This is a genomic window from Agrobacterium burrii, assembly GCF_017313405.1.
Classification (GTDB): Bacteria; Pseudomonadota; Alphaproteobacteria; order Rhizobiales; family Rhizobiaceae; genus Agrobacterium; species Agrobacterium burrii.
This window is the reverse complement of sequence record NZ_JAFLNA010000005.1, coordinates 31,829-53,197: the sequence shown is the minus strand read 5'-3', so window position 1 is coordinate 53,197 and position 21,369 is coordinate 31,829. Positions and strand designations below refer to the sequence as shown.

Below are 21,369 nucleotides of genomic sequence, written 5' to 3'. Positions count from 1 at the left end.
CCTAGTCCGCGCGCGCAACAAATCAATGACATTGACCGATCAGATGGCCGGTCAATGCGCCTCGTCCCAATTCTCCGCAGCACGCGCATCCACCTGCAACGGCACCTTCATGGAAATTGCAGGCATCGCGGCATTCTCCATCACCGAGACGACGACAGGCAGGGTCTTTTCGATTTCCGCTTCTTCGACTTCGAAGATGAGTTCGTCATGCACCTGCAAGAGCATGCGGGCGGAGAGCTTTTGCTCTTCCAGTACCGGCTCGATACGGACCATCGCACGGCGAATGATATCGGCGGCAGAACCCTGGATCGGGGCATTGATGGCCGCACGTTCGTTGAAGGCTTTCACCGAAGGATTGGAGGAGCGGATTTCCGGATAATGCGCGCGGCGGCCGAAAATCGTTTCGACATAGCCGTTTTCGCGGGCGAAAGCTTTGGTCGCTTCCATGTAATCGCGAATGCCGGGGAAACGCTCGAAATATTTCTTGATATATTCACCGGCTTCCGAACGGGCGATGCTCAGCTGGTTGGCGAGACCGAAAGCGGAAATACCATAGATGATACCGAAGTTGATGGCCTTGGCGCGGCGGCGCACTTCCGAGGGCATGCCCTCCACCGGCACGCCGAACATTTCCGATGCGGTCATCGCATGGATGTCGATGCCGTTTTCGAAGGCGTTGCGCAGCTGCGGAATATCGGCGACATGGGCCAGCACGCGCAGTTCGATCTGGCTGTAGTCAGCGGACAGTAGCTTGTGGCCGGGCGTGGAGATGAAGGCCGTGCGGATTTTGCGGCCTTCGGCCGTGCGCACCGGGATGTTCTGAAGATTAGGCTCCGAGGATGACAGACGCCCCGTCGTGGTCGAAGCGAGCGCGTAGGAGGTGTGCACGCGTTTCGTTTCAGGATGGATATATCCCGGCAGCGCATCCGTATAGGTCGATTTCAGCTTGGTCAGCTGCCGCCAGTCAACGATCTTGCGCGGTAGTTCGGCACCTTCCGCCGCCAGATCTTCCAGGACCTGCGCCGATGTCGACCATTGGCCGGTCTTGGTTTTCGAGCCACCGGGCAAGCCCATCCGGCCAAACAGAATATCACCAAGCTGCTTTGGTGATCCGATATTAAAGCGTTCGCCCGCCAGCTGGTAGACTTCCTCTTCGAAGGCCCCCGCTTTCTGCGCCAGTTCACCGGAAAGACGCGACAGGATCTGTCGGTCCACCGTGATGCCTCGCTCCTCCATATGCGCGAGGACCGGCACCAATGGGCGCTCCAACCGCTCGTAGACGCTGGTGAGGCGAGCTGCGGCAAGCTGCGGCTTCAGCACCATCCAGAGGCGCAGGGTGACATCCGCGTCTTCCGCTGCATACGCCGTCGCCTTGTCGATGTCGACGAAATCAAAGGTGATGCTCGACTTGCCCGAACCTGCCACGTCCTTGTAAGCAATAGGTGTGTGGCCCAGCCAGCGTTCAGACAGCGAATCCATGCCATGCGTGGCCTTGCCGGCCTCGAGGACATAAGAAATCAGCATCGTATCGTCGAAGCTCTGCATGACGACGCCATGGCGTTTCATCAGCAGATAGTCATATTTGAGGTTCTGGGCGATTTTCAGAACCGCCGGGTCCTCAAGGAGGTTTTTCAAACGCGCCAGCGCCTCGGCAAACGGCACCTGCCCTTCGGCAAGCTTAATACCATCGCTGAAAAGATCGCCGCCGGAACCGGTCTTGTGCGTCAAGGGAACATAGGCAGCGCGGATATCGGTGCCCGAGGCGTCCTTGCCATTATCGGCAATGGCCAGCGAAAACCCGACGAGTTCCGCCTGCATCGGATCGAGCGAGGTCGTTTCGGTGTCGAATGCGACGACGCCGGTCTCACGGGCCGCAGCAACCCAGCGGTCCAGTTCTGCAAGGTCTCTGATCGTCGTATAAGCGGTCGTATCGATTTTGGCGGCTGAAAAAAGCGCCTGGCGCGCGGCGGTGAGGTCGGCAGGCGCGCTGCCTTCCCCGGTCAGCTTTCTCGCCGGAGCAGCGGGCGAGGTCGAGGCGGCAGTTGCGCCAGCGGCTACGTCACCCGCCCTAACGGCGGCAGCGGGCGCATCGAGATCAGGACCATGGGCATCGGCGCCCCATTGCACCGGCACATTGGCGGGGTCGATGGCAGAGGCGTCGCTGTCGGTCGCTTCGGCAACGCGGCGGGTCAGCGTCGTGAATTCCATCGCCTTCAGAAAAGCGATGAGCTTCGGGCCGTTCTGCGGTTCGAGCACCAGCGCCTCGAGAGATTGCTCCAGCGGCACATCGGTTCTGAGCGCCACGAGCTGTCTGGAAAGGCGGGCAAGCTCCGCATTGGCGATGATGTTTTCCCGACGCTTCTGTTGCTTGATTTCGCCCGCCCGTTCCAGCAGCGTATCGAGATCGCCATATTCCTCCAGCAATTGCGCCGCCGTCTTCGGCCCGATGCCGGGAATGCCGGGAACATTATCGGTGGAATCGCCGGTCATCGCCTGCAGGTCGATCATCTTTTCCGGGCCGACGCCCCATTTTTCGATGACATCAGGAACGCCGATCTGCTTGTCCTTCATGGCGTCGTACATATGCACATTGGCCGTGACGAGCTGCATCAGATCCTTGTCGGAAGAGATGATGGTGACGTCAGCGCCGATCGCCTCCGCCTGCCGGGCGTAAGTGGCGATGATGTCATCCGCCTCGAAACCTTCCGTCTCGATGCAGGGAAGGTTGAAGGCGCGTGTCGCCTCGCGGATCAGGCCAAACTGCGGAACCAGATCTTCCGGCGGTGCAGAACGGTTGGCCTTGTAGAGATCATAAAGCTCGTTGCGAAATGTTTTCGACGAATAGTCGAAAATCACGGCGAAATGCGTGGGCGTGACGCCGACATCGGTGTTGCGCGCATCCTTCAACAGCTTCCACAACATGTTGCAGAAGCCGGAGACGGCGTTGACCGGCAGCCCGTCCGACTTGCGGTTCAGCGGCGGAATGGCATGGAAGGCCCGGAAAATGAAACCGGAACCGTCAACGAGGAAGAGATGATCGCCTTTTTTCATGGCGATATGGATAGCGCGGGGCCGTTTTGGCGTCCACCGAAACTTCGCACAACACACCGCAAAGCACTGGAAACGAGGCGGCGCGAATAGGCCGGAAAATTCACCTGAACGTTACCGATTTGTAATCAGCCCTTCCCTTGAAAAGCCGCATTTGCAGACACATTTCATAAGGGACGGCGCCTGATCACGCCGTAGTCTGATTGCTGGCTCGTCCCCCGCCGCATCAGACCGGACAAAGGCCTTTCCCCCTCTCCGGGCCTTTGTCCTCCAATATGACCGCCATGGCCGATCCCTCCCGGCCATGGCGGTTTTATTTTGTGCCGGGTGCCGGGCTGACATAAACATATCATACGATATATATCGCGCTATCGAATTGCCGGAATATGCCGGCAGAAATGCTCTACGGACGGAAAAATGGGATTTTCCCGGGACGATTCGGCAATTTATCTCGCCACGAAAATGGCGCGGGAATTCACCATGGCGCTGCAAAAAAGAGCTGCTGCCCTGGGCTTCTCCCCCGGGCAATTCCCCGTCCTCATCGAGCTATGGCATGAGGAAGGCCTGACGCAGCGGCAATTGCTTGATAGAATCGACGTCGAACAGGCAACGCTTGCCAATACCCTCGCACGTATGGAGCGTGACGGGCTGATCATCCGCAAGTCTCATCCCAGCGACCGCCGCGCCCAGATCATTGAACTGACCCAGCGCGGCAGGGATCTGGAGGCAAACGCCATTGCAGCATCTGAGGCCACCGAAGACACGCTGCTTAAGGATTTCCGCCGTTTCGAAATACAGCTCCTGCTGGAATATATGCGCCGGGCGATCGAAAGCGCGAAAAAAGCGAAATAGCATTTGCACCTTGAAACCGCTGCTTATTTGCTCCGCGACCTGTCATTGCTGAGGGCTTCGGGTTTTGTTGATGCGTAATTTCGGATGGAAAACCGCTTCGCAGTTTTCCTGAACTGCTCTATCGTTCCGGCGGCTGTACGTTTGGCGATTCACGACACGTCAGCCCCTTGTTCCCACGCGATGCGCGATGCCCGGATGCCTCGTCCATCGCCGGGTCACGACAGACATGACAGGATCAGCGATGACAGACGTTTCCCCCATTCTTTCCACCGCCGACGACAATCTTACATCCAGCCTCGAGCGGCTGTTCGAACTGGTGCGCATTCCGTCGATTTCCACGGATCCGGCCTATAAGGCGGAGTGCCGCAAGGCGGCGGAATGGCTGGTCAGAACGCTCTCCTCACTGGGATTTGAGGCTTCCGTTCGCGATACGGCCGGTCATCCGATGGTGGTGGCGCATCACGATGCAGCCACCAAAGACGCACCACATGTGCTTTTTTACGGCCATTACGATGTGCAGCCCGTTGATCCGCTCAATCTCTGGGAAAACGACCCGTTTGAGCCGACCGTGAAAGATATCGGTGCCGGTCGTCAGGTGATTACCGGACGCGGAACGGCTGACGATAAGGGCCAGCTGATGACCTTCGTGGAAGCGTGCCGGGCTTACAAGGCCGTCAATGGTGGCCTGCCGGTGCGCGTCACCATTCTCTTTGAGGGCGAAGAGGAATCCGGCTCACCCTCGCTGAAGCCGTTCCTCGAAGCCAATGCGGATGAGCTGAAGGCCGATTATGCGCTGGTCTGCGATACCGGCATGTGGGACCGCGATACGCCCGCCATCGCAGCTGCGCTGCGCGGCCTCGTCGGTGAAGAAATCGTCATCACCGCAGCCGACCGCGATCTGCATTCGGGTCTTTTCGGGGGTGCGGCCGCAAATCCGATCCACATTCTGACGGATATTTTGGCCGGCCTGCATGACGAGACCGGCCGCGTCACACTTTCCGGCTTTTATGACGGCGTGGAGGAAACTCCTGCCAACATCAAGGCCTCCTGGGAGACGCTGGGGCGCACGGCGGAAGCCTTCCTCGGTGAGGTCGGCCTTTCGGTTCCCTCAGGCGAAAAGGGCCGCACCGTGCTGGAGCAGACCTGGGCGCGGCCGACGGCGGAAGTCAACGGCATCATCGGCGGCTATACTGGCGACGGCTTCAAAACCGTAATCGCCGCAAAAGCTTCCGCCAAGGTGTCTTTCCGTCTGGTTGGCGAACAAAACCCAGCGGCCATTCGTGAGAACTTCCGGGCTTATGTGCGCTCGAAAATCCCGGCGGATTGCTCGGTGGAGTTTCATGAGCATGGCGCATCGCCGGCCATCCAGCTTTCCTATGATTCACCCGTACTGACCAAGGCCAAAAACGCGCTTTCGGACGAGTGGCCAAAACCCGCGGTCGTCATCGGCATGGGCGGCTCGATCCCGATCGTCGGTGATTTCCAGAAGATGCTGGGCATGGATTCGCTGCTTGTCGGCTTCGGCCTTACCGACGACCGCATTCATTCGCCTAATGAAAAATACGACCTGCAGTCCTTCCACAAGGGCATCCGCTCCTGGGTCCGCATTCTCGACGCGCTGGCGGCGAAATAATCAAAAAAAGAGGAGGCGTCGGCTACCCGGCTCCTCCTCCCTTTTTGTTTGGTGCTCAAAAACAAAAAGGCCGGGGCAAGCCCGACCTTTCCATCCGTTTTCGTCAATGCCAGTACATCCGTGGTCAAAGCGTTCAACGGTCTGATGCTTCAGAGCGCGTCGATCATGTCGACGCTGCTTTCACGATCAGGATCAGCTGTTTCGGTTAATCTTTGGTTAACACGACAACAACGGCACTATTAAAATGCCTGCCTGACAGTTTTCATCCGAAACACTGTTGAACCTTATATTGGTATGCGATCCGTTCTTTTCAAGGCCGGCCCGTTCAGGACCATCTTTCAAAAGAAAAAGGCCGGAAAAATCCGGCCTTTCCATTCATGTCAGTGGCCCGTTGGGGGCCAGATCGCTTATCAGGAAACGACGAGCTCGCTTGCGGACATCTTGCCCGAGCGGCGATCCTGCATCAGCTCGTAGGAGAGCTTCTGACCGTCGTTGAGGGCGGTCAGACCAGCGCGCTCAACAGCGGAGATGTGCACGAATACGTCCTGCGAACCGTCGTCAGGCTGAATGAAGCCGTAGCCCTTGGTTGCGTTGAACCACTTTACTGTACCAGTCGCCATAACGATTTCCTTCCGTTGGCAAATTGTATTTGCACTGCAAGCAGTGCGGTCTTGGGTCGAATTTGAAGGAAAGATCGTCGTGTGCACCCGAAAAGGCGCCGAAGCTCTGGTCGTCAAACAAATATCGATGGGCGAACACCTAGGTTGGCAAGGGCTAAAAGTCAAGTTTCTTTGAAAACAGCGTGATCTTTGTGAAGCACGAGCAAACCGAAGCCGCTGAAAACAGGGCCAGAAACAGCAAAAACCCGGCGCGGGAGGAGGTGCGCCGGGTTCTTGAAACTGACTGACAATTGGGAGGAGGAGTATTGTCAGTCCAATCGGGCGACGCTGGGAGGAGGAGTGCGTCGCTTCGATGGTTTGAACATACAGGATATCAGCTCAAAAAACAGACACTTCATCGCAGCGCAGCATTGCATAAAATGCATAGCTATCTCCTGGTGTCTTGAAGCTCGCTCGGTTACCGCCTAATAAATACGCATGACTATCGAATCCGTGAGAGCCTTCTTCACCGAAAAATTGCCGGAAGTGACCGTTATCGAAACGGAAGCCAGTTCGGCAACCGTCGCGCTGGCCGCCGAAGCACATGGCGTCGCCCCCGACCAGATCGCCAAAACTATATGCCTGAAGGCTGGCGACACCATTCTTCTCGTCGTCGCCGCGGGTACGAAGCGGCTCGACAACCGGAAATTCCGCGATCATTTCGGCACCAAGCCGCGCATGCTGGGGCCGGAAGAGGTCGTTGCGGTGACCAGCCATCCCGTCGGCGGCGTGTGCCCTTTCGGGCTGCCCTCACCTCTTCCGGTGTTTTGCGACATATCGCTGAAAAATTATGATGAAGTGGTGCCGGCGGCCGGCGCCACCAATGCGGCGGTGCGGATTTCGCCCGATGCCATGGCTGAATTGACGGGAGCGAAATGGGTCGACGTCTGCCAATGACGGCGATTTGATCCCGTCTGAACTTAACCCCGCCTTAAATTGCCGCATTTAAACTCTTCATCCTGGATTAAGGATCGCGCCGGCATAGAAGCCTGAAGGTCATATGGGTGCGCGGCGTCGTGAATTAAGGAGCAATTTCGGCTGGATGGCAGGCAAGGGCAAATCACGCGATCGGGTAGAACCTTCCTTCGGGGATTTCCACGAGTCCGGTGATGATCTGCGCCTCGATGCGAGCGAGCGCATCAGTGGGACCGCAAAACAGCCTACCAGAAAGCCCAAGGCCACCGCTGGGCGCGCCAAATCGCAGAAAAAAGAAAAGCGCATCCGCAATTCCTCCGGCCGCGGCGCGACGGGCATTGTCCGTTCGTTGGTTTACTGGTGCGTCGTACTCGGCATCTGGGGCGGTATCGGCGTTGCCGGCCTTGTCCTCTATTATGGCGCACGCATGCCCAGCGCCAGCAGCTGGTCCATTCCCGAACGCCCGCCGAATGTGAAGATCGTTTCGGTCAATGGCAGCGTGCTTGCCAATCGCGGCACGACAGGCGGCGAGGCGCTCGCGCTGGAAGACATGTCGCCTTATATTCCGCAGGCCGTCATGGCGATCGAGGACCGGCGGTTTTATTCGCATTTCGGCATCGATCCGCTCGGTCTCGGCCGTGCGATCGTGACGAATGTGCTGACGGGGCGAACCGTGCAGGGCGGCTCGACGCTGACGCAGCAGCTGGCGAAAAACCTGTTCCTCTCTCCCGACCGGACGCTGGAGCGCAAGGTTCAGGAAGTGCTTTTGTCCTTCTGGCTGGAACATGAATTCACCAAGGACCAGATTCTCGCGATGTATCTCAATCGCGTCTATTTCGGGTCCAACGCCTATGGCGTCGAGGCGGCTTCCCGGCGTTACTTCAACAAATCCGCGCGCGACGTCAATCTGGGCGAAGCGGCGATGCTTGCCGGGCTTCTTAAAGCGCCCTCGCGCCTTTCACCGGCACGAGATCCGCAGGCGGCGGAAGAGCGGGCGCAGGTGGTGCTGCAATCGATGCGCGATGTCGGCTTCATCACCGACGATGAAATCAAGACGGCCATGTCGCAGCCGCCGACCAAAGCCAAACGTTTCTGGTCCGGCGCCGAACATTACGCTGCCGATATGGTTCTGGAGGAAGTGCGCGGCCTGATTGGCGACGTCAAGCAGGATATCGTTGTCGATACGACCATCGACCCCAATCTCGAGCGTGACGCCGAAAAGGCGCTTACCCATGTGTTACAGGGAGACGGCAAGAAGCAGGGCGCTTCGCAGGCGGCGCTGGTTTCCATCGATGGCACGGGCGCGATCCGGGCCGTGGTGGGCGGGGCGGATTATGCCGAAAGCCAGTTCAACCGCGCCGCCAAGGCGAAACGTCAACCCGGCTCGGCATTCAAGCCCTTCGTATACGTGGCCGCGCTTGAATCGGGGCTTACCCCCTACACCATCCGCAATGACGGGCCGGTCCGCATCGGAAACTGGACACCGGAAAACTACGAGAAGAAATATCGCGGCGAAGTCACGCTTGCCACTGCGCTTGCCAACTCCTTGAATACGATCGCCGCGCAACTGGTGATGGAAGTTGGCCCCGAGCGGGTGACGCAGGTGGCGCATCGCATGGGCATCGAATCGGAGTTGCAGAACAACGCCTCCATCGCGCTCGGCACCTCGGAAGTTTCGCTGATGGAGCTGACCGCTTCCTATGCACCCTTCATGAATGGCGGCTACAAGGCGACGCCGCATATCGTCAAGCGTATTACAGACGCGGACGGGAAGGTGCTTTACGAAAACAAATACGACAATCCGCCACGTGTGCTGAGTGAGGAAATCGCCGCGACGATGAACGGCATGCTGTCGCGCGTCATCACCGAAGGCACAGGCAAGGCCGCACGCCTGCAGGGCTGGCAGGCGGCGGGAAAATCCGGCACCACCCAATCCTTCCGCGACGCACTTTTTGTCGGCTATACAAGCAATCTCACCACAGGCGTCTGGTTCGGCAATGATGACGGCACCTCGATGAAAAAGGTGACCGGCGGCGGGCTTCCGGCAAGGGCCTGGAAAGATTTCATGACCGCCGCCCATTCCGGGCTTTCGCCTTCGCCGCTCTTCGGCCTTGGCGCGGGTGCCGTGCCGCCGCTTGGGGAAATGCAGCAACCGGCGCCCGAAAACGCACCTTCCTCCATCGGCGACATCATATCCAATGCGCTCGGCGGCGGCGCAACGAACACCCGAGCCTATCCCGAAGCGCCGGTTTCACCGAACCCTGCTCAGCCGGGTGTCGCTATGCCGCCCGCAAATATCCCGTCCCGCGACATCGAACCCGGCTATGCGGCCGGCAATGGGCCCGTTCCGCCTGCCGATATCGGTGGTGAGGCGTCTCCGAATTCCAGGCCAAAACAGACGACCCTGCTTGATATTCTGATGGGTAATTAATCGCCTTTTTGGTAGCCGTCCGACCAGTTAGGTGGCGAACGGTAAAGCGCGTCGATCCTGCTATCTTCTCCACGACGCCCTCCGTTTTCCAGCAGCTTAATCATCTGCGACCCACAGCCGGCAGCCGACGTGGCCTTGGTGCCGCAACATATGCGTGCACCTGCGTTAACCGTAGATTGCTATTTGCGCAGTGATAGCTAAATTTCAGATGACTTTTACGGTAAATGAATTATTAATCGATCATATAAATTAATTTTCTTGTTTCAAAATAACTTTTCAGGGTTCCATATTATGCTGGGTACTAAAGGCTCATCGCATGCCGTTTTTTACGGTGCTCCCTATCCTGCGACCGCCAGTTTCGAACCGGCGGAAATGCAAACTTTCATTTCGGAAAAAAGCCCATCAACGCTGCAGCGCGGCCAGTTCGCGCTCAAAAGAACAATCGACATTGCAGGGGCGTCCATCGCCCTTGTCGCGCTCGCTCCCGTATTGCTGACGGTTGCGGCGCTGGTCAAATTCGATAGCAAGGGGCCAGTCCTGTTCTCGCAGGTCCGCTGGGGCATGAACGGGCGTAAAATCCGCGTCTATAAATTTCGCTCCATGCAGACCGAACTGGGCGACGCCACCGGCGTGGCGCAAACAGTGAAGAACGACCCGCGCATAACCCGTATCGGCGCAGTTCTGCGCCGCACGAACATCGATGAATTGCCACAGCTTATCAATGTACTGAAGGGCGACATGTCGCTTGTCGGCCCGCGCTGCCATGCCATCGGCATGCTGGCGGCCGGCCGCCCTTATGAAGAGCTGGTTCCTCATTATCATATGCGGCACCAGATGCGGCCGGGTATAACCGGCCTTGCACAGATGCGAGGGCTGCGCGGCCCGACGGATCGTAGTGACAAGGCGCGGGCGCGGATTGTCTCCGATCTTTATTACGTCGACAATTTCTCGGTCTGGCTGGATATCAGGATCATGGTCGGAACCGTGATTTCCGAATTGCGCGGCGGCAAGGGCTTCTGATCTTTTAAGAGCGGACATGCCTTAGAATGAAAAAAGCCCGGCATCACTGCCGGGCTTTTTCATGAATCAGATTTTTTCTTCAGTTCGTCGGCGCGGGAGCAGCTGCCGGATCCGGCAGCGGCGCCGGGTTCGCCGACAGCGTGCGCAGATAAGCGATCAGATCAGCTCTTTCTGTTTCTTTCTTCACACCCGCAAAGCCCATGGCCGTTCCGGGAACGTGTTTCTTGGGAGATTCGAGGAAGAAGCTGAGATGATCGTAATCCCAGTTCACGGAACCGCCCTTGGAGAAATCCTTCATGCCCGCGGAATAGCTGAAACCTGCATGGCTGGCGATCGGCCGGTTGACGATATCGAAGAGATTGGGGCCGACCTTGTTTGCACCACCACTCTCTCCGGTATGACAGCTCGTACACTTCTTGAAGACCGTTTCGCCCTTGGCAGCGTCGGCGCTCGCAAGCAATTGCGCGATTGGTGTCGCTGCGGCAGCGGCTTCTCCGCCGGCTGCTTCTCCGCCGCTTTCTGCAGCAGCAATAGCATAACCTTCCTTCTCGGGCGTGGGCGCATGAAAAATGCCCTCAGACGCAATTGACACCGACATCAGGACAAAAACCGTACCCAGCAACGCCCCAACGCCCATATTTACATAAGAATTCATCTATATGCGCTCCCTCGCATCCGCTCCATATAACCGGGCATCTTGAAATTACTCGAAAGCTATGGCTTTTGCACAGCCTGCGCAACTTGAATAATGGTCCCCACTCCGTGACGTTTTGACACTTTTCGGAGGGGATTTGAAGGGTGTCGGATGAAGAATCGGGATTTCGAGAAAGCTGTCGTCCTCATACCGGCACGGATGGCATCCACACGCCTGCCGGGCAAGCCGCTTGCGGATATTGGCGGCAAGCCGATGATCGTTCAGGTGGCGTTGCGTGCACGAGAAGCAGGTGCGGAACGAATCGTCGTTGCGGTGGATGACGAACAGGTTTTTTCGGCTGTTCAAACCGCCGGTTTCGACGTGATGATGACGCGGGACGACCACCAGTCCGGCTCGGACCGCATTTTCGAAGCGCTGCAAAAGGCCGATCCTTACGGCAACGCCGAATACGTCATCAATGTGCAGGGCGATCTTCCGACCATCGAGGCGGAGACGATCCGCGCCTCTCTGCGCCCGCTGGAGAACCCCGCCGTCGACATCGCCACTCTAACGGTGGAAATCACTGACGAAGACGAAAAAACCAATCCGAATGTCGTGAAAGTCGTGGGCAGCCCGCTCTCCGAAACTCGGCTGCGCGCCCTTTATTTTACGCGTGCGACCGCACCTTCTGGCGACGGCCCGCTTTATCACCATATCGGGCTTTACACCTATCGCCGCGCCGCACTTGAGACATTCGTGAGCCTTCCGCCCTCGCCGCTGGAGAAACGCGAACGGCTGGAACAGTTGCGCGCGCTGGAAGCCGGCATGCGCATCGATGCGGAAATCGTTCGCTCCGTGCCGCTCGGCGTCGACACACCGCATGATCTCGAAAAAGCCCGCACCATTATTGCAAGCAGAACCTTTTAACGGAAAATTTCATGACCTTGAGCACAAATCGCATTGCCTTTCAGGGCGAATTCGGCGCGAATTCCGACATGGCCTGCCGCGACATGTTCCCGGATATGGAGCCTCTGCCATGCCCCACTTTTGAGGATGCATTCAACGCCATTGAAAATGGCGAAGCCGATCTCGGCATGATCCCGATCGAGAACACGCTGGCCGGCCGCGTCGCCGATATTCACCATCTGCTGCCGGAATCGCGCCTGCATATCATCGGTGAATATTTCATGCCGATCCGCTTCCAGCTGATGGTGATGCCGGGTGTGAAAAAAGACGAGATCCGCACCGTCCATAGCCACATTCATGCGCTTGGCCAGTGCCGCAAGATCATCCGCTCCAACGGGTGGAAACCGGTTATCGCCGGCGATACCGCGGGTGCGGCCAAGCAGGTTTCGGAAAAGGGCGACCGCAGCATGGCGGCCTTGGCACCGCGCCTTGCGGCCAATCTCTATGGTCTCGATATTCTCGCCGAAAATGTCGAGGATTCGGAGAACAACGTCACCCGTTTCGTCGTGCTGTCGCGTGATGAAAACTGGGCCAAACGTCAGTCTGACGACAATTCTACCGACGAAATCATCGTCACGACCTTTGTTTTCAACGTCCGCAACATTCCGGCCGCCCTCTTCAAGGCCATGGGCGGCTTTGCCACCAACGGCATCAACATGACGAAGCTGGAAAGCTACCAGCTGGGTGGAAAATTCGTGGCGACGCAGTTTTACGCCGATATCGAAGGCCATCCGGATGACGAGCCGGTACGGCATGCGCTGGACGAGTTGCGCTTCTTCTCAGAAAAAGTCCGCATTCTCGGCATCTACAAGGGCCATGCAATGCGCGGCAAGCTCAACCAGAGCTGAGCCTGTCGCAACGCGTTTCATTTCGTCCATTCCACCCAGTCGCGCATCAGCCGGTGCGCGATGGCGCCGCCCGGAGGGGCGGAAAAGCCGTCACCCGTCGCTGTCTCCAGCATCGTGGCCACCTCAGTGCGCGTAAACCACCGGCAATCCTCCAGTTCGATCTCGTCACGGGCGATATCGAAAGAGAGCGCTTCGGCATAACAGCCGATCATCAGCGTATGCGGCATCGGCCACGGCTGAGAGGCATGATAACGCACGCGGCCGATGTCGACACCGGATTCCTCATGCGTTTCGCGGCGGACGGCCTGTTCGATGGTTTCACCCGGCTCAACGAAGCCGGCAAGGCAGGAATACATGTCCGGCGCAAAATGGGCGCCGCGACCAAGCAGGCAAAGATCACGCTCGATATCGATTGTCATCATGATGACGACAGGATCGGTTCGCGGAAAAATAGTGTGATTGCAGGCAGCGCAGATCCGCTTGTAACCGCCGATCCGCAGCTCCATGCTCCCGCCGCATTTTCCGCAAAACCGGTTGTCGGCATTCCAGTGCGTCAGGCTGACAGCCTGGGCAACCTCGCTGAGTAACTCCTCATCGAGCAGATGGTCGCGGTAAAGCGTGCGGGCGTCGGCGAGCTTGTAGTGGCTTGCCAGCTGGTCTTCGGCGACGGCAACTGGCACGGCGATTCTCGGTTCGCCGGTTTCACGGTATCCAAGCAACACGGCATTGTCGAAATCCGGCTGCAATTCGGCCAACTCATAGGCGGAGAACAGGGGATCGATGACCTGATCATCGTGCTTCAGCACAAGCCGGTTACCCGAGAAGGCAAAAATATGGGTGCCGTCGATTTTCAGCGCATCGGCAACGCACTCTTCCGTCCGCTTTTCGGCGAAACGGTCGAGGGCATTTTTAGAAAAGGCTGTCAGCAGGCTTGCTTCGGGATGGGGAGCGTTGGTTTCAAAAATTGTCATTGACATCATCAGAGCGCGCCGGAGATTTTTTTCATGAAAGTTTCCTTTTCGCCCACCGCATAGGGCACCGCCGTTCCGTGACCCCAGATGGGGCCGGGCCAGCAGGTGTCACCTTCATTGCGGGCGATAATATGGACGTGAAGTTGCCGGACGATGTTGCCCAGCGCACCGACATTGATCTTGGTGGCCCCCGTGACATCCTTTAGCGCGGCGGCGACGAGATTGGTCTCAAATGTCAGCATAGCCTGATCGAGCGGGGTCAGATCAAACAATTCGCTGACATCGTCTCGCTGCGGCACCAGCACCAGCCAGGGCCAGCGGTTATCGTTCTGCAAACGCAATTCACATAGTCCCAAACGCGTTACGAGCACACTATCGCGCGCCAGCCTGTCGTCCAGCCGGAATGTCTCCAAGGTGTCCTCCCTGTTTGTTTTCATCGTGATAGCAGTTTTTTGAAGGCTTGGCTTGCATTTGCTGTCGATATTGCCGATATGTGGCCCCGGGAGGTTGGTGGTGGACGAGCCACTCGCCAACCGGGTCAGGTCCGGAAGGAAGCAGCCCTAACGAGCCAGGCACGGGTCGCCGTGCCAGCCTCCCACCTTTTTCAAAATGCCGCTCAGCTTTCGCCGGGCCAGTTCAGCCCCGAAACAAACTGGCAAAACAAACTGGCGAGGCGATGAGCGATACCGTACCCACCACAACAAGCGAATCCCAGAGCGGGACCGGCTACCGGGTACTGGCACGCAAATATCGCCCGAAGGATTTTTCCGATCTGATGGTCGGCCAGGAGCCGATGGTTCGCACGCTGACCAACGCGTTCGAGACCGGACGCATCGCGCAGGCCTATATGCTGACTGGCGTTCGCGGCGTGGGCAAGACGACGACGGCGCGCATTCTCGCCCGGGCGCTGAATTACAAGACCGACCTGATCGACAAGCCGACCATCGACCTGCGCATTCCCGGCGAGCATTGCCAGGCGATCATGGAAGGCCGACATGTCGATGTCATCGAGATGGACGCCGCCTCCCACACCGGTATCGACGACATTCGCGAGATTATCGAGCAGGTGCGTTATCGTCCGGTCTCGGCGCGCTACAAGGTCTATATCATCGACGAAGTGCACATGCTTTCGACGCAGGCCTTCAACGGTCTTTTGAAGACGTTGGAAGAGCCGCCGGAGCATGTGAAATTCATCTTCGCAACCACCGAAATCCGCAAGGTGCCGATTACCGTTCTGTCGCGGTGCCAGCGCTTCGACCTGCGCCGCATCAGCGCCGCCGATCTCGTCGGCCTGTTCACCGCCATTGCCGGCAAGGAAGGTTTCGAAGCCGAGACACAGGCGCTTTCGATGATCGCCCGTGCGGCCGAGGGTTCGGCCCGTGACGGCCTTTCCCTGCTCGATCAGGCGATTGCCCATGGCAGCGGCCGCGTGGAGGCAGAGGCGGTGCGCGGCATGCTCGGCCTTGCCGACCGCGCGCGCATCGTCGATCTGTTCCAGCACGTCGTCAAAGGCGATGTTGCAGCCGCTCTCTCAGAATTCAACGGGCAATATGAGGCGGGCGCGAACCCCGTCGTGGTGCTGAACGACCTCGCCGATTTCACCCACCTCGTCACCCGCATGAAATATGTGCCTGACGCGGCGGAAGACCCGTCGCTTTCCGAGGTCGAACGTGTGCGTGGTGCGGAATTTGCCGAAACCATCGCCGTGACGGCCCTGTCGCGCATCTGGCAGATGTTGCTGAAGGGCATTCCGGAAACGGAAAATGCCTCGCGTCCGGCAGGTGCTGCCGAAATGGTGCTGATCCGTCTTTCGCATGCCGCCAATCTTCCGGCACCGGAGGATGCAGCACGGCGTCTGCTCGAACTTTCTGCCGGCGATGGTGGCTATGCCAACGGCGCGCCTTCGGGCGGCGGCAATGGCGGCGGCGCACGAGCCTATTCGTCAGCGCAGACCGTGGCTGCCACAAGACCTGTCGATCTTCCGGCCCAGCGCCCGGCGACGCCGCAAACGTCTGCCATACTGCGCGCCGTTCCCGACAGCCGCCCGCGCGACATGCAGGTCGTCACGCCGAAGACCGAAGAGCGGCCCGAGCCAAAGGTTCCGGTCAACTCCCTGCAGGATATTGCCGACCTTTGCCAGAAAAACCGCGACCCCGTCATGCGGGCGAAGGTGCGCAACTTCGTGCGGCTGGTTCGGCTGGAACCGGGCCGGCTCGATATGCGCCTCGGTGAGGGCGCTCCCGGCTCGCTGCCCGGCGAGCTTGGCGTGAGGTTGAAGGAGTGGACCGGTATCCACTGGATCGTCAGCCTCAGCAAGGAAGAGGGCCAGCCGACGCTGGTGGAGGCCGAGGGCAATGCCCGCGACGCCCGCCTTGTTGATGCAAGACAGGACCCGGATGTCGTCGCCATTCTCCAGCAATTCCCCGGCGCAAAAATCACCGACGTGCGCATCAGAGCTGTCGAACAGGATGAGGCGGACGAGATCGCCCCGCCATCGGTCGCCGAATCGAGCGACGGCGACATCCTTCCCGGCGACGACATTGAATTTTAATATATAACAAAAACAGGAGTTTGGCACATGCGTGACATCATGGGTATGATGGGCAAGGTCAAGGAAATGCAGGCCAAGATGGAAAAGATGCAGGCGGATATCGCCGCGCTTGAAGTCGAAGGCAAATCCGGCGGCGGGCTCGTGACCGTGAAGTTGAACGGCAAGGGCAGCCTGCTGGGCCTGAAGATCGACCCGTCGCTGTTTAGGGAAGACGACGTCGAAATTCTCGAAGATCTGATCGTTGCCGCCCATAATGACGCCAAGGAACGTGCCGAGGCCATCACTGCCGAAAAGACCAAAGAAATCACAGCCGGCCTGCCGATCCCGCCCGGCATGAAGCTGCCGTTCTGATATTGGCGCTCATACCTCCAGCATGGCGCGGAAGCGGCTTGCAAGCGGTGTGTCGAGATAGGCAGCGCGTTCCTCCTGCGTCAACTGCATGGGGCGGAAGCGCTGCAAAATAACCGGTATGGGCAGTTTCGTTCCCTCATAAGGTTCGAGGGCGATTTCCTCACCGGCGGCAAGCATTCCGCCTTTCAGCACCCTGCAATAGAAACCCGGCTGACCGGCCTGGCGAAAGCGTGGTGCGAAGCCGGGGTCGCCGAGCCGGGCTGACAGGGTGGCGCAGGGAATGCGGGCGGCGGTCACTTCCAGCACCACTTCCTTTGCCAAAAACCTGTCGCCCACATGCAATTTTGCGCTGTCTACGCCGTCCAGCACCAGATTTTCCCCGAAAAATCCGTCCTCGACCGTAAAGTCAAGCGTGTGGGACCAGAAGTCGAGATCGACTGAACCCATGACGTAAATTGCCTGATCCGGCCCACCGTGATGTTTGCGATTGCAGACGGCATCGCTGACGATGCCTTCACCATCCACCATGACCGGGCCTTGCACGGCATATTTGAAAATGCCCGTTTTCGTCGTCTTTCCCGGCAGGGTCTTCGCTTCGCCGCGGCATACCGCCCGTATTTTCATGGACTGCCCTTCGCGCTTCATGATTCCCGTTTCCCGATTTATGCAGTAGAAAGCGCTCATGGCAAAACGAGTCACCGGTCCCGAAATCGAAAAACTGATCCAGCTTCTGGCAAAAGTGCCGGGGCTTGGCCCCCGCTCGGCCCGGCGGGCGGCGCTGCATCTCATCAAGAAGAAGGAGCAGCTTCTCGGGCCGCTGGGCCATGCCATGGGCGAGGCCTATGACAAGGTGAAGATCTGCTCCTGCTGCGGCAATGTCGATACCATCGACCCCTGCACCGTCTGCGCCGACGACAGGCGTGATCAGTCTATCATCATCGTGGTGGAAGACGTGTCTGATCTTTGGGCGCTGGAGCGGGCGAGCGCCATGAACACCGCCTATCATGTGCTGGGCGGCACGCTGTCGCCGCTGGATGGCGTCGGGCCGGAAGATTTGAATATCAAGGGATTGATCGACCGCGTCAGTGCCGGTGGTATTCGTGAGCTTATCATCGCCGTCAATGCGACGGTGGAGGGGCAGGCAACCGCCCACTATATCACCGACCGCCTCTCCGATCTCGGCGTCAAGATCACCCGGCTTGCGCATGGCGTGCCGGTGGGCGGCGAGTTGGACTATCTGGACGAAGGCACATTGACGGCAGCGCTTCGAGCCCGCACGACGATCTGACGCCTTCCTTCACTCCGCACGACCCAAAGAGGAGACCGAATGCGAAACCGATTTGCACCCACGGCGCTGGCCGCCATTCTTTCCGTATTTTCAGCGACGGCGGCCTTGGCGCAATCCGTGCCGACAGGGGCGACTGCTGCCCGATACGACGCCGAATTCAATACGTGGCTGAAAAAGGAAATCTGGCCGGAAGCGCGCAAGGCGGGCATTTCGCAAAAGACGCTCGAAGCGGCTCTCGGCGGTCTCTCCATCAACTGGAAGCTGCCTGATCTCATCATCCCCGGCCAGAAACCGCCGAAGGAACAAAGCCAGAGCCAGGCGGAATTCTCTTCACCGGGCGCCTATTTCTCCGAGAAGCGATTGCAGGGGCTTGCCGGCACCGGTCGGTCGCTTGCAGCAACACATGCCGCCACCCTTCGCCGCATCGAAGCGAAATATGGCGTGCCCGGCGATATCATCGTGGCGATCTGGGGCCGCGAATCCGGTTTCGGCCGTGCGAAACTGCCGCATTCCGTAGTCGATGTGCTGGCCACGAAGGCCTATATGTCAACTCGCAAGGAGATGTTCCGCACCGAGCTGATTGATGCGCTAAAGATCATCGAGAGCGGCGATATTGCAGCCTCGCGCATGATGGGCTCCTGGGCCGGCGCGCTCGGCCAACCGCAATTCATGCCGTCGAGCTACCTCAAATATGCGGTGGATTTCGATGGCGACGGTCGGCGGGATATCTGGAATTCCGTACCGGACGCGCTGGCATCCATAGCGAACTATCTTTCTCAGCGCGGCTGGCAGCGCAACCGCGACTGGGGTTTCGAAGCCTCGATCCCGGCCAATGTCTCCTGCGCGCAGGAAGGCCCGGACCTTGCGAGGCCGGTGGCCGACTGGGCGAAGATGGGCATTACCCGCATTTCCGGAAAAGCCTTTCCGGCCAATGACCTTACTGCCGATGGCATGATGCTGGTGCCGGCCGGACGGCATGGGCCGGAATTCGTGGTGACGCCGAATTTCTACGTCATCAAGGAATATAACAATTCCGACCTATACGCCCTGTTCATCGGTAATCTCGCCGATCGCATCGCCCATGGGGCGGGGCCGTTCAAGGCAGAATGGGGCAGTGTCGGATCGATGCTGCGATCGGATGTTCTGGCCATGCAGAAGGCGCTCGTCGCCAAGGGCTATGATGTCGGCAAGGCGGATGGGTTGGCCGGCTTCAAGACACGCCGTTCGCTCGGCGACTGGCAGGCGAAAAACGGGCTGGCCCCGACGTGCTTTCCTGACGCCACACTGAAGGCGAAGCTGAAATAGCAGGTTGACGGCGAAGCGCTAAACTCTCTTCCGTCATGGTCGGACCTGTGCCGAGCATCTGCAACCTATTGATTTTACGATACGTGATTGGATCCTCGGGACAGGCCCGAGGATGACGGGCAGCGCTTGGCAAATGTTGCCACCACTCTCCTCCCCCCAGCCTCTCAATGCTGGTCGGTATGCGGCTTGTGGAAGATATCGTCGGTCGGTGGAATTGTCTGCCGCTCGATCATCCGGTGCACACGCGGCCGTGTCTTGCCACGATGAAGCTCGAGCAACCGGTCCCAGGCCTCCGCATCCGCCTGGGTGCGGCGGTGGTTATGGCGGACATATTCCACCCAAGTCGGCACATGGTAGCTTTCGGTCCAGATGTCAGGATTTTCAAGATCGCGCATCAGGTTCCAGTTGCGCGCGCCATCCCGGATGCGGATGCGGCGGCGTTCGGCCATCAGCGGCAGGAATTCACCGAGATCCTCGTCATGAATTTCATAGTCGATGAGAATGGCGATCGGGCCGCTGCGTGGCTTGATGTCCAGCCTCAGCGGCGGTTCGACGAAGCGGTTGAGCGGATCGAGATTGAGCGAGGCGAAAGCAGGCATGGCGAGCTTGAGGCCAACGACGACGCCGAGCAGCATCAGCACGCAGGAACAGAGAAGCGAATAGGAAATGCCATAGTCTTCGGCCAGTTCGCCCCACAGCCAGCTGCCGACCGCGATGCCGCCGAAGGTCAGTGTCTGGTAAAGCGACAGCGCCCGGCCCACCACCCAGCGCGGCGTGGAAAGCTGGACGATGGTGTTGAACAGGGAAAGCGCCAGAACCCAGCAGGCGCCGGCGACCGTCAAAACAAGCGAGGTGATGATCGCACTCGTGCTGATTGCCGTTATGCCGGAACTGAAGGCGAAACCTAAAAAGGCGACACGCACGATCCATTCGCTGGACATGACTTCCCGCAGCCGGGCGCTGATCAACGCACCACCAATGGCGCCAACGCCGAATGCACCCAGCATGACGCCATAGGTCAGCGGACCGCCCTCGACCAGATCGCGGGCAACGACCGGCATCAAGGCCAGGATGGCACTGGCGGAAAGGCCGAAGAGAAAGCCGCGCACCAGCACCTTGCCGATATTGGGCGACATGGCCACATAGCGCATTCCGGCCGATATGGCGGCAAGAAGCTGCTCGCGCGGCAAGGTCGAGGCGTGTTTGGGCGGCTGCCAGCGAAACAGGGCGTAAAGCAGGGTGAAATAGCTCAGCGCGTTGACGAAAAACGCGGCGGCAGCCCCTGCGGCGGCGACGATGATGCCGCCGATGGCGGGGCCGACGCTGCGGGTGATGTTGAAGCCGACGCTGTTCAGCGTCACGGCGGCGGGCAAATCCTCGCGCGGCACCATTTCGCCGACGGAAGCCTGCCAGGAGGGATTGTTAAGCGCGGTGCCGCAGCCGATCATGAAAGTGAAGAACAGCAACAGCCAGGGGGTAAGCCAGCCGCACCAGGCAAAAACCGTCAGCAGCACGGAGGCCGTCAGCATCAACAGCTGCGCCGAAATCATGATGCGGCGACGGTCGAAACTATCGGCCAGCGCGCCTGAAATCAGCGAGAACAGCATGATCGGCAGCGAGGTGGAAGCCTGCACCAGCGCTATCATGTTTTCCGAACTCGACAGCGAGGTCATCATCCATGCCGCACCCACCGCCTGGATCAGCCCGCCGAAATTCGAGGCAAGGCTGGCGATCCAGATTCGTCTGTAAGTCAAATGCCTTAAAGGCGCGAGCGGCGATTTACGGTCAGGCACGATCAGTCCACTTGATGCAACTGCGATCTATCAAACGGCAACTATAGACAGTGCCGGAAATCATGCCAGCCTTTCCGACACGGGGAAGGTGAAAATGTGGCTGC

Annotated in this window: 18 protein-coding genes and 1 other RNA gene; 12 read left to right on the top strand and 7 right to left on the bottom strand. The window is 58.9% G+C overall.

The window, feature by feature from the left end; all coding sequences use genetic code 11:
• Positions 1–51: 51 nt before the first annotated feature.
• Positions 52–3,051 carry a DNA polymerase I gene (gene polA, locus JZX89_RS11065; protein ID WP_207134066.1) on the bottom strand — a complete coding sequence of 1,000 codons (3,000 nt, stop codon included), beginning with the start codon at positions 3,049–3,051 and terminating at the stop codon, positions 52–54.
• Between the two features lie 414 nt (positions 3,052–3,465).
• On the opposite strand from polA, the gene JZX89_RS11060 reads away from it, so the two are divergent.
• Positions 3,466–3,900: a MarR family winged helix-turn-helix transcriptional regulator gene (locus tag JZX89_RS11060; RefSeq protein WP_207134065.1), complete on the top strand. Its 435-nt coding sequence runs from the start codon at positions 3,466–3,468 to the stop codon at positions 3,898–3,900.
• 241 nt (positions 3,901–4,141) lie between these two features.
• Complete coding sequence (locus JZX89_RS11055) at positions 4,142–5,533, top strand: dipeptidase (RefSeq protein WP_207134064.1); 1,392 nt, start codon at positions 4,142–4,144, stop codon at positions 5,531–5,533.
• A 410-nt stretch (positions 5,534–5,943) separates the two neighbouring features.
• On the opposite strand, the gene JZX89_RS11050 is transcribed toward JZX89_RS11055, so the two are convergent.
• On the bottom strand, positions 5,944–6,153 hold the full coding sequence (locus JZX89_RS11050) for a cold-shock protein (RefSeq protein WP_149898205.1): 210 nt from the start codon (positions 6,151–6,153) through the stop codon (positions 5,944–5,946).
• A gap of 477 nt (positions 6,154–6,630) precedes the next feature.
• On the opposite strand from JZX89_RS11050, the gene JZX89_RS11045 reads away from it, so the two are divergent.
• The 3 genes from JZX89_RS11045 to JZX89_RS11035 all read left to right on the top strand — a co-directional run bounded on the left by JZX89_RS11045 (position 6,631) and on the right by JZX89_RS11035 (position 10,558).
• Positions 6,631–7,089, top strand: coding sequence for a YbaK/EbsC family protein (locus JZX89_RS11045; RefSeq protein WP_153515327.1), 459 nt, complete (start codon positions 6,631–6,633; stop codon positions 7,087–7,089).
• A gap of 145 nt (positions 7,090–7,234) precedes the next feature.
• Positions 7,235–9,538 (top strand): transglycosylase domain-containing protein, encoded by a 2,304-nt coding sequence (locus JZX89_RS11040; RefSeq protein ID WP_207134063.1) that lies wholly within the window; start codon positions 7,235–7,237, stop codon positions 9,536–9,538.
• Between the two features lie 291 nt (positions 9,539–9,829).
• Positions 9,830–10,558, top strand: coding sequence for a sugar transferase (locus tag JZX89_RS11035; RefSeq protein WP_153515329.1), 729 nt, complete (start codon positions 9,830–9,832; stop codon positions 10,556–10,558).
• Between the two features lie 79 nt (positions 10,559–10,637).
• Here the strand turns inward: JZX89_RS11035 and JZX89_RS11030 are convergent, their stop codons facing one another.
• Positions 10,638–11,213, bottom strand: coding sequence for a c-type cytochrome (locus JZX89_RS11030; RefSeq protein ID WP_149898200.1), 576 nt, complete (start codon positions 11,211–11,213; stop codon positions 10,638–10,640).
• Positions 11,214–11,363: 150 nt separating this feature from the next.
• On the opposite strand from JZX89_RS11030, the gene JZX89_RS11025 reads away from it, so the two are divergent.
• Positions 11,364–12,119, top strand: coding sequence for a 3-deoxy-manno-octulosonate cytidylyltransferase (locus tag JZX89_RS11025; RefSeq protein ID WP_207134062.1), 756 nt, complete (start codon positions 11,364–11,366; stop codon positions 12,117–12,119).
• Between the two features lie 11 nt (positions 12,120–12,130).
• Positions 12,131–13,006, top strand: coding sequence for a prephenate dehydratase (locus tag JZX89_RS11020; RefSeq protein ID WP_207134061.1), 876 nt, complete (start codon positions 12,131–12,133; stop codon positions 13,004–13,006).
• Between the two features lie 17 nt (positions 13,007–13,023).
• On the opposite strand, the gene nudC is transcribed toward JZX89_RS11020, so the two are convergent.
• Together nudC and JZX89_RS11010 are read right to left on the bottom strand one after the other, a co-directional pair.
• A complete protein-coding gene (gene nudC / locus JZX89_RS11015) occupies positions 13,024–13,983 on the bottom strand; it encodes an NAD(+) diphosphatase (protein WP_207134221.1) in 960 nt (319 codons plus the stop codon).
• Positions 13,984–13,985: 2 nt separating this feature from the next.
• Positions 13,986–14,414 carry an HIT domain-containing protein gene (locus tag JZX89_RS11010; protein WP_174374040.1) on the bottom strand — a complete coding sequence of 143 codons (429 nt, stop codon included), beginning with the start codon at positions 14,412–14,414 and terminating at the stop codon, positions 13,986–13,988.
• Between the two features lie 65 nt (positions 14,415–14,479).
• On the opposite strand from JZX89_RS11010, the gene ffs reads away from it, so the two are divergent.
• From ffs to JZX89_RS10995, 3 genes are all read left to right on the top strand, one after another.
• Positions 14,480–14,576: signal recognition particle sRNA small type (ffs, locus tag JZX89_RS11005), an RNA gene on the top strand.
• A gap of 77 nt (positions 14,577–14,653) precedes the next feature.
• Positions 14,654–16,528 carry a DNA polymerase III subunit gamma/tau gene (locus tag JZX89_RS11000; protein WP_207134060.1) on the top strand — a complete coding sequence of 625 codons (1,875 nt, stop codon included), beginning with the start codon at positions 14,654–14,656 and terminating at the stop codon, positions 16,526–16,528.
• A 27-nt stretch (positions 16,529–16,555) separates the two neighbouring features.
• Entirely contained in the window at positions 16,556–16,879 is a 324-nt protein-coding gene (locus tag JZX89_RS10995; protein WP_149898194.1) for a YbaB/EbfC family nucleoid-associated protein, read from the top strand.
• A 9-nt stretch (positions 16,880–16,888) separates the two neighbouring features.
• On the opposite strand, the gene JZX89_RS10990 is transcribed toward JZX89_RS10995, so the two are convergent.
• The gene (locus JZX89_RS10990; RefSeq protein ID WP_207134059.1) at positions 16,889–17,524 is read right to left on the bottom strand and encodes an MOSC domain-containing protein; all 636 of its coding nucleotides are present in this window, start codon (positions 17,522–17,524) and stop codon (positions 16,889–16,891) included.
• 37 nt (positions 17,525–17,561) lie between these two features.
• Here JZX89_RS10990 and recR point away from each other — a divergent pair, with 37 nt between their 5' ends.
• Both recR and JZX89_RS10980 read left to right on the top strand, forming a co-directional pair.
• A complete protein-coding gene (recR, locus tag JZX89_RS10985) occupies positions 17,562–18,167 on the top strand; it encodes a recombination mediator RecR (RefSeq protein WP_174374037.1) in 606 nt (201 codons plus the stop codon).
• Positions 18,168–18,206: 39 nt separating this feature from the next.
• A complete protein-coding gene (locus JZX89_RS10980) occupies positions 18,207–19,472 on the top strand; it encodes a lytic murein transglycosylase (protein WP_207134058.1) in 1,266 nt (421 codons plus the stop codon).
• A 164-nt stretch (positions 19,473–19,636) separates the two neighbouring features.
• Here the strand turns inward: JZX89_RS10980 and JZX89_RS10975 are convergent, their stop codons facing one another.
• Positions 19,637–21,265 carry an MFS transporter gene (locus JZX89_RS10975; protein ID WP_174374035.1) on the bottom strand — a complete coding sequence of 543 codons (1,629 nt, stop codon included), beginning with the start codon at positions 21,263–21,265 and terminating at the stop codon, positions 19,637–19,639.
• Positions 21,266–21,369: the final 104 nt, after the last annotated feature.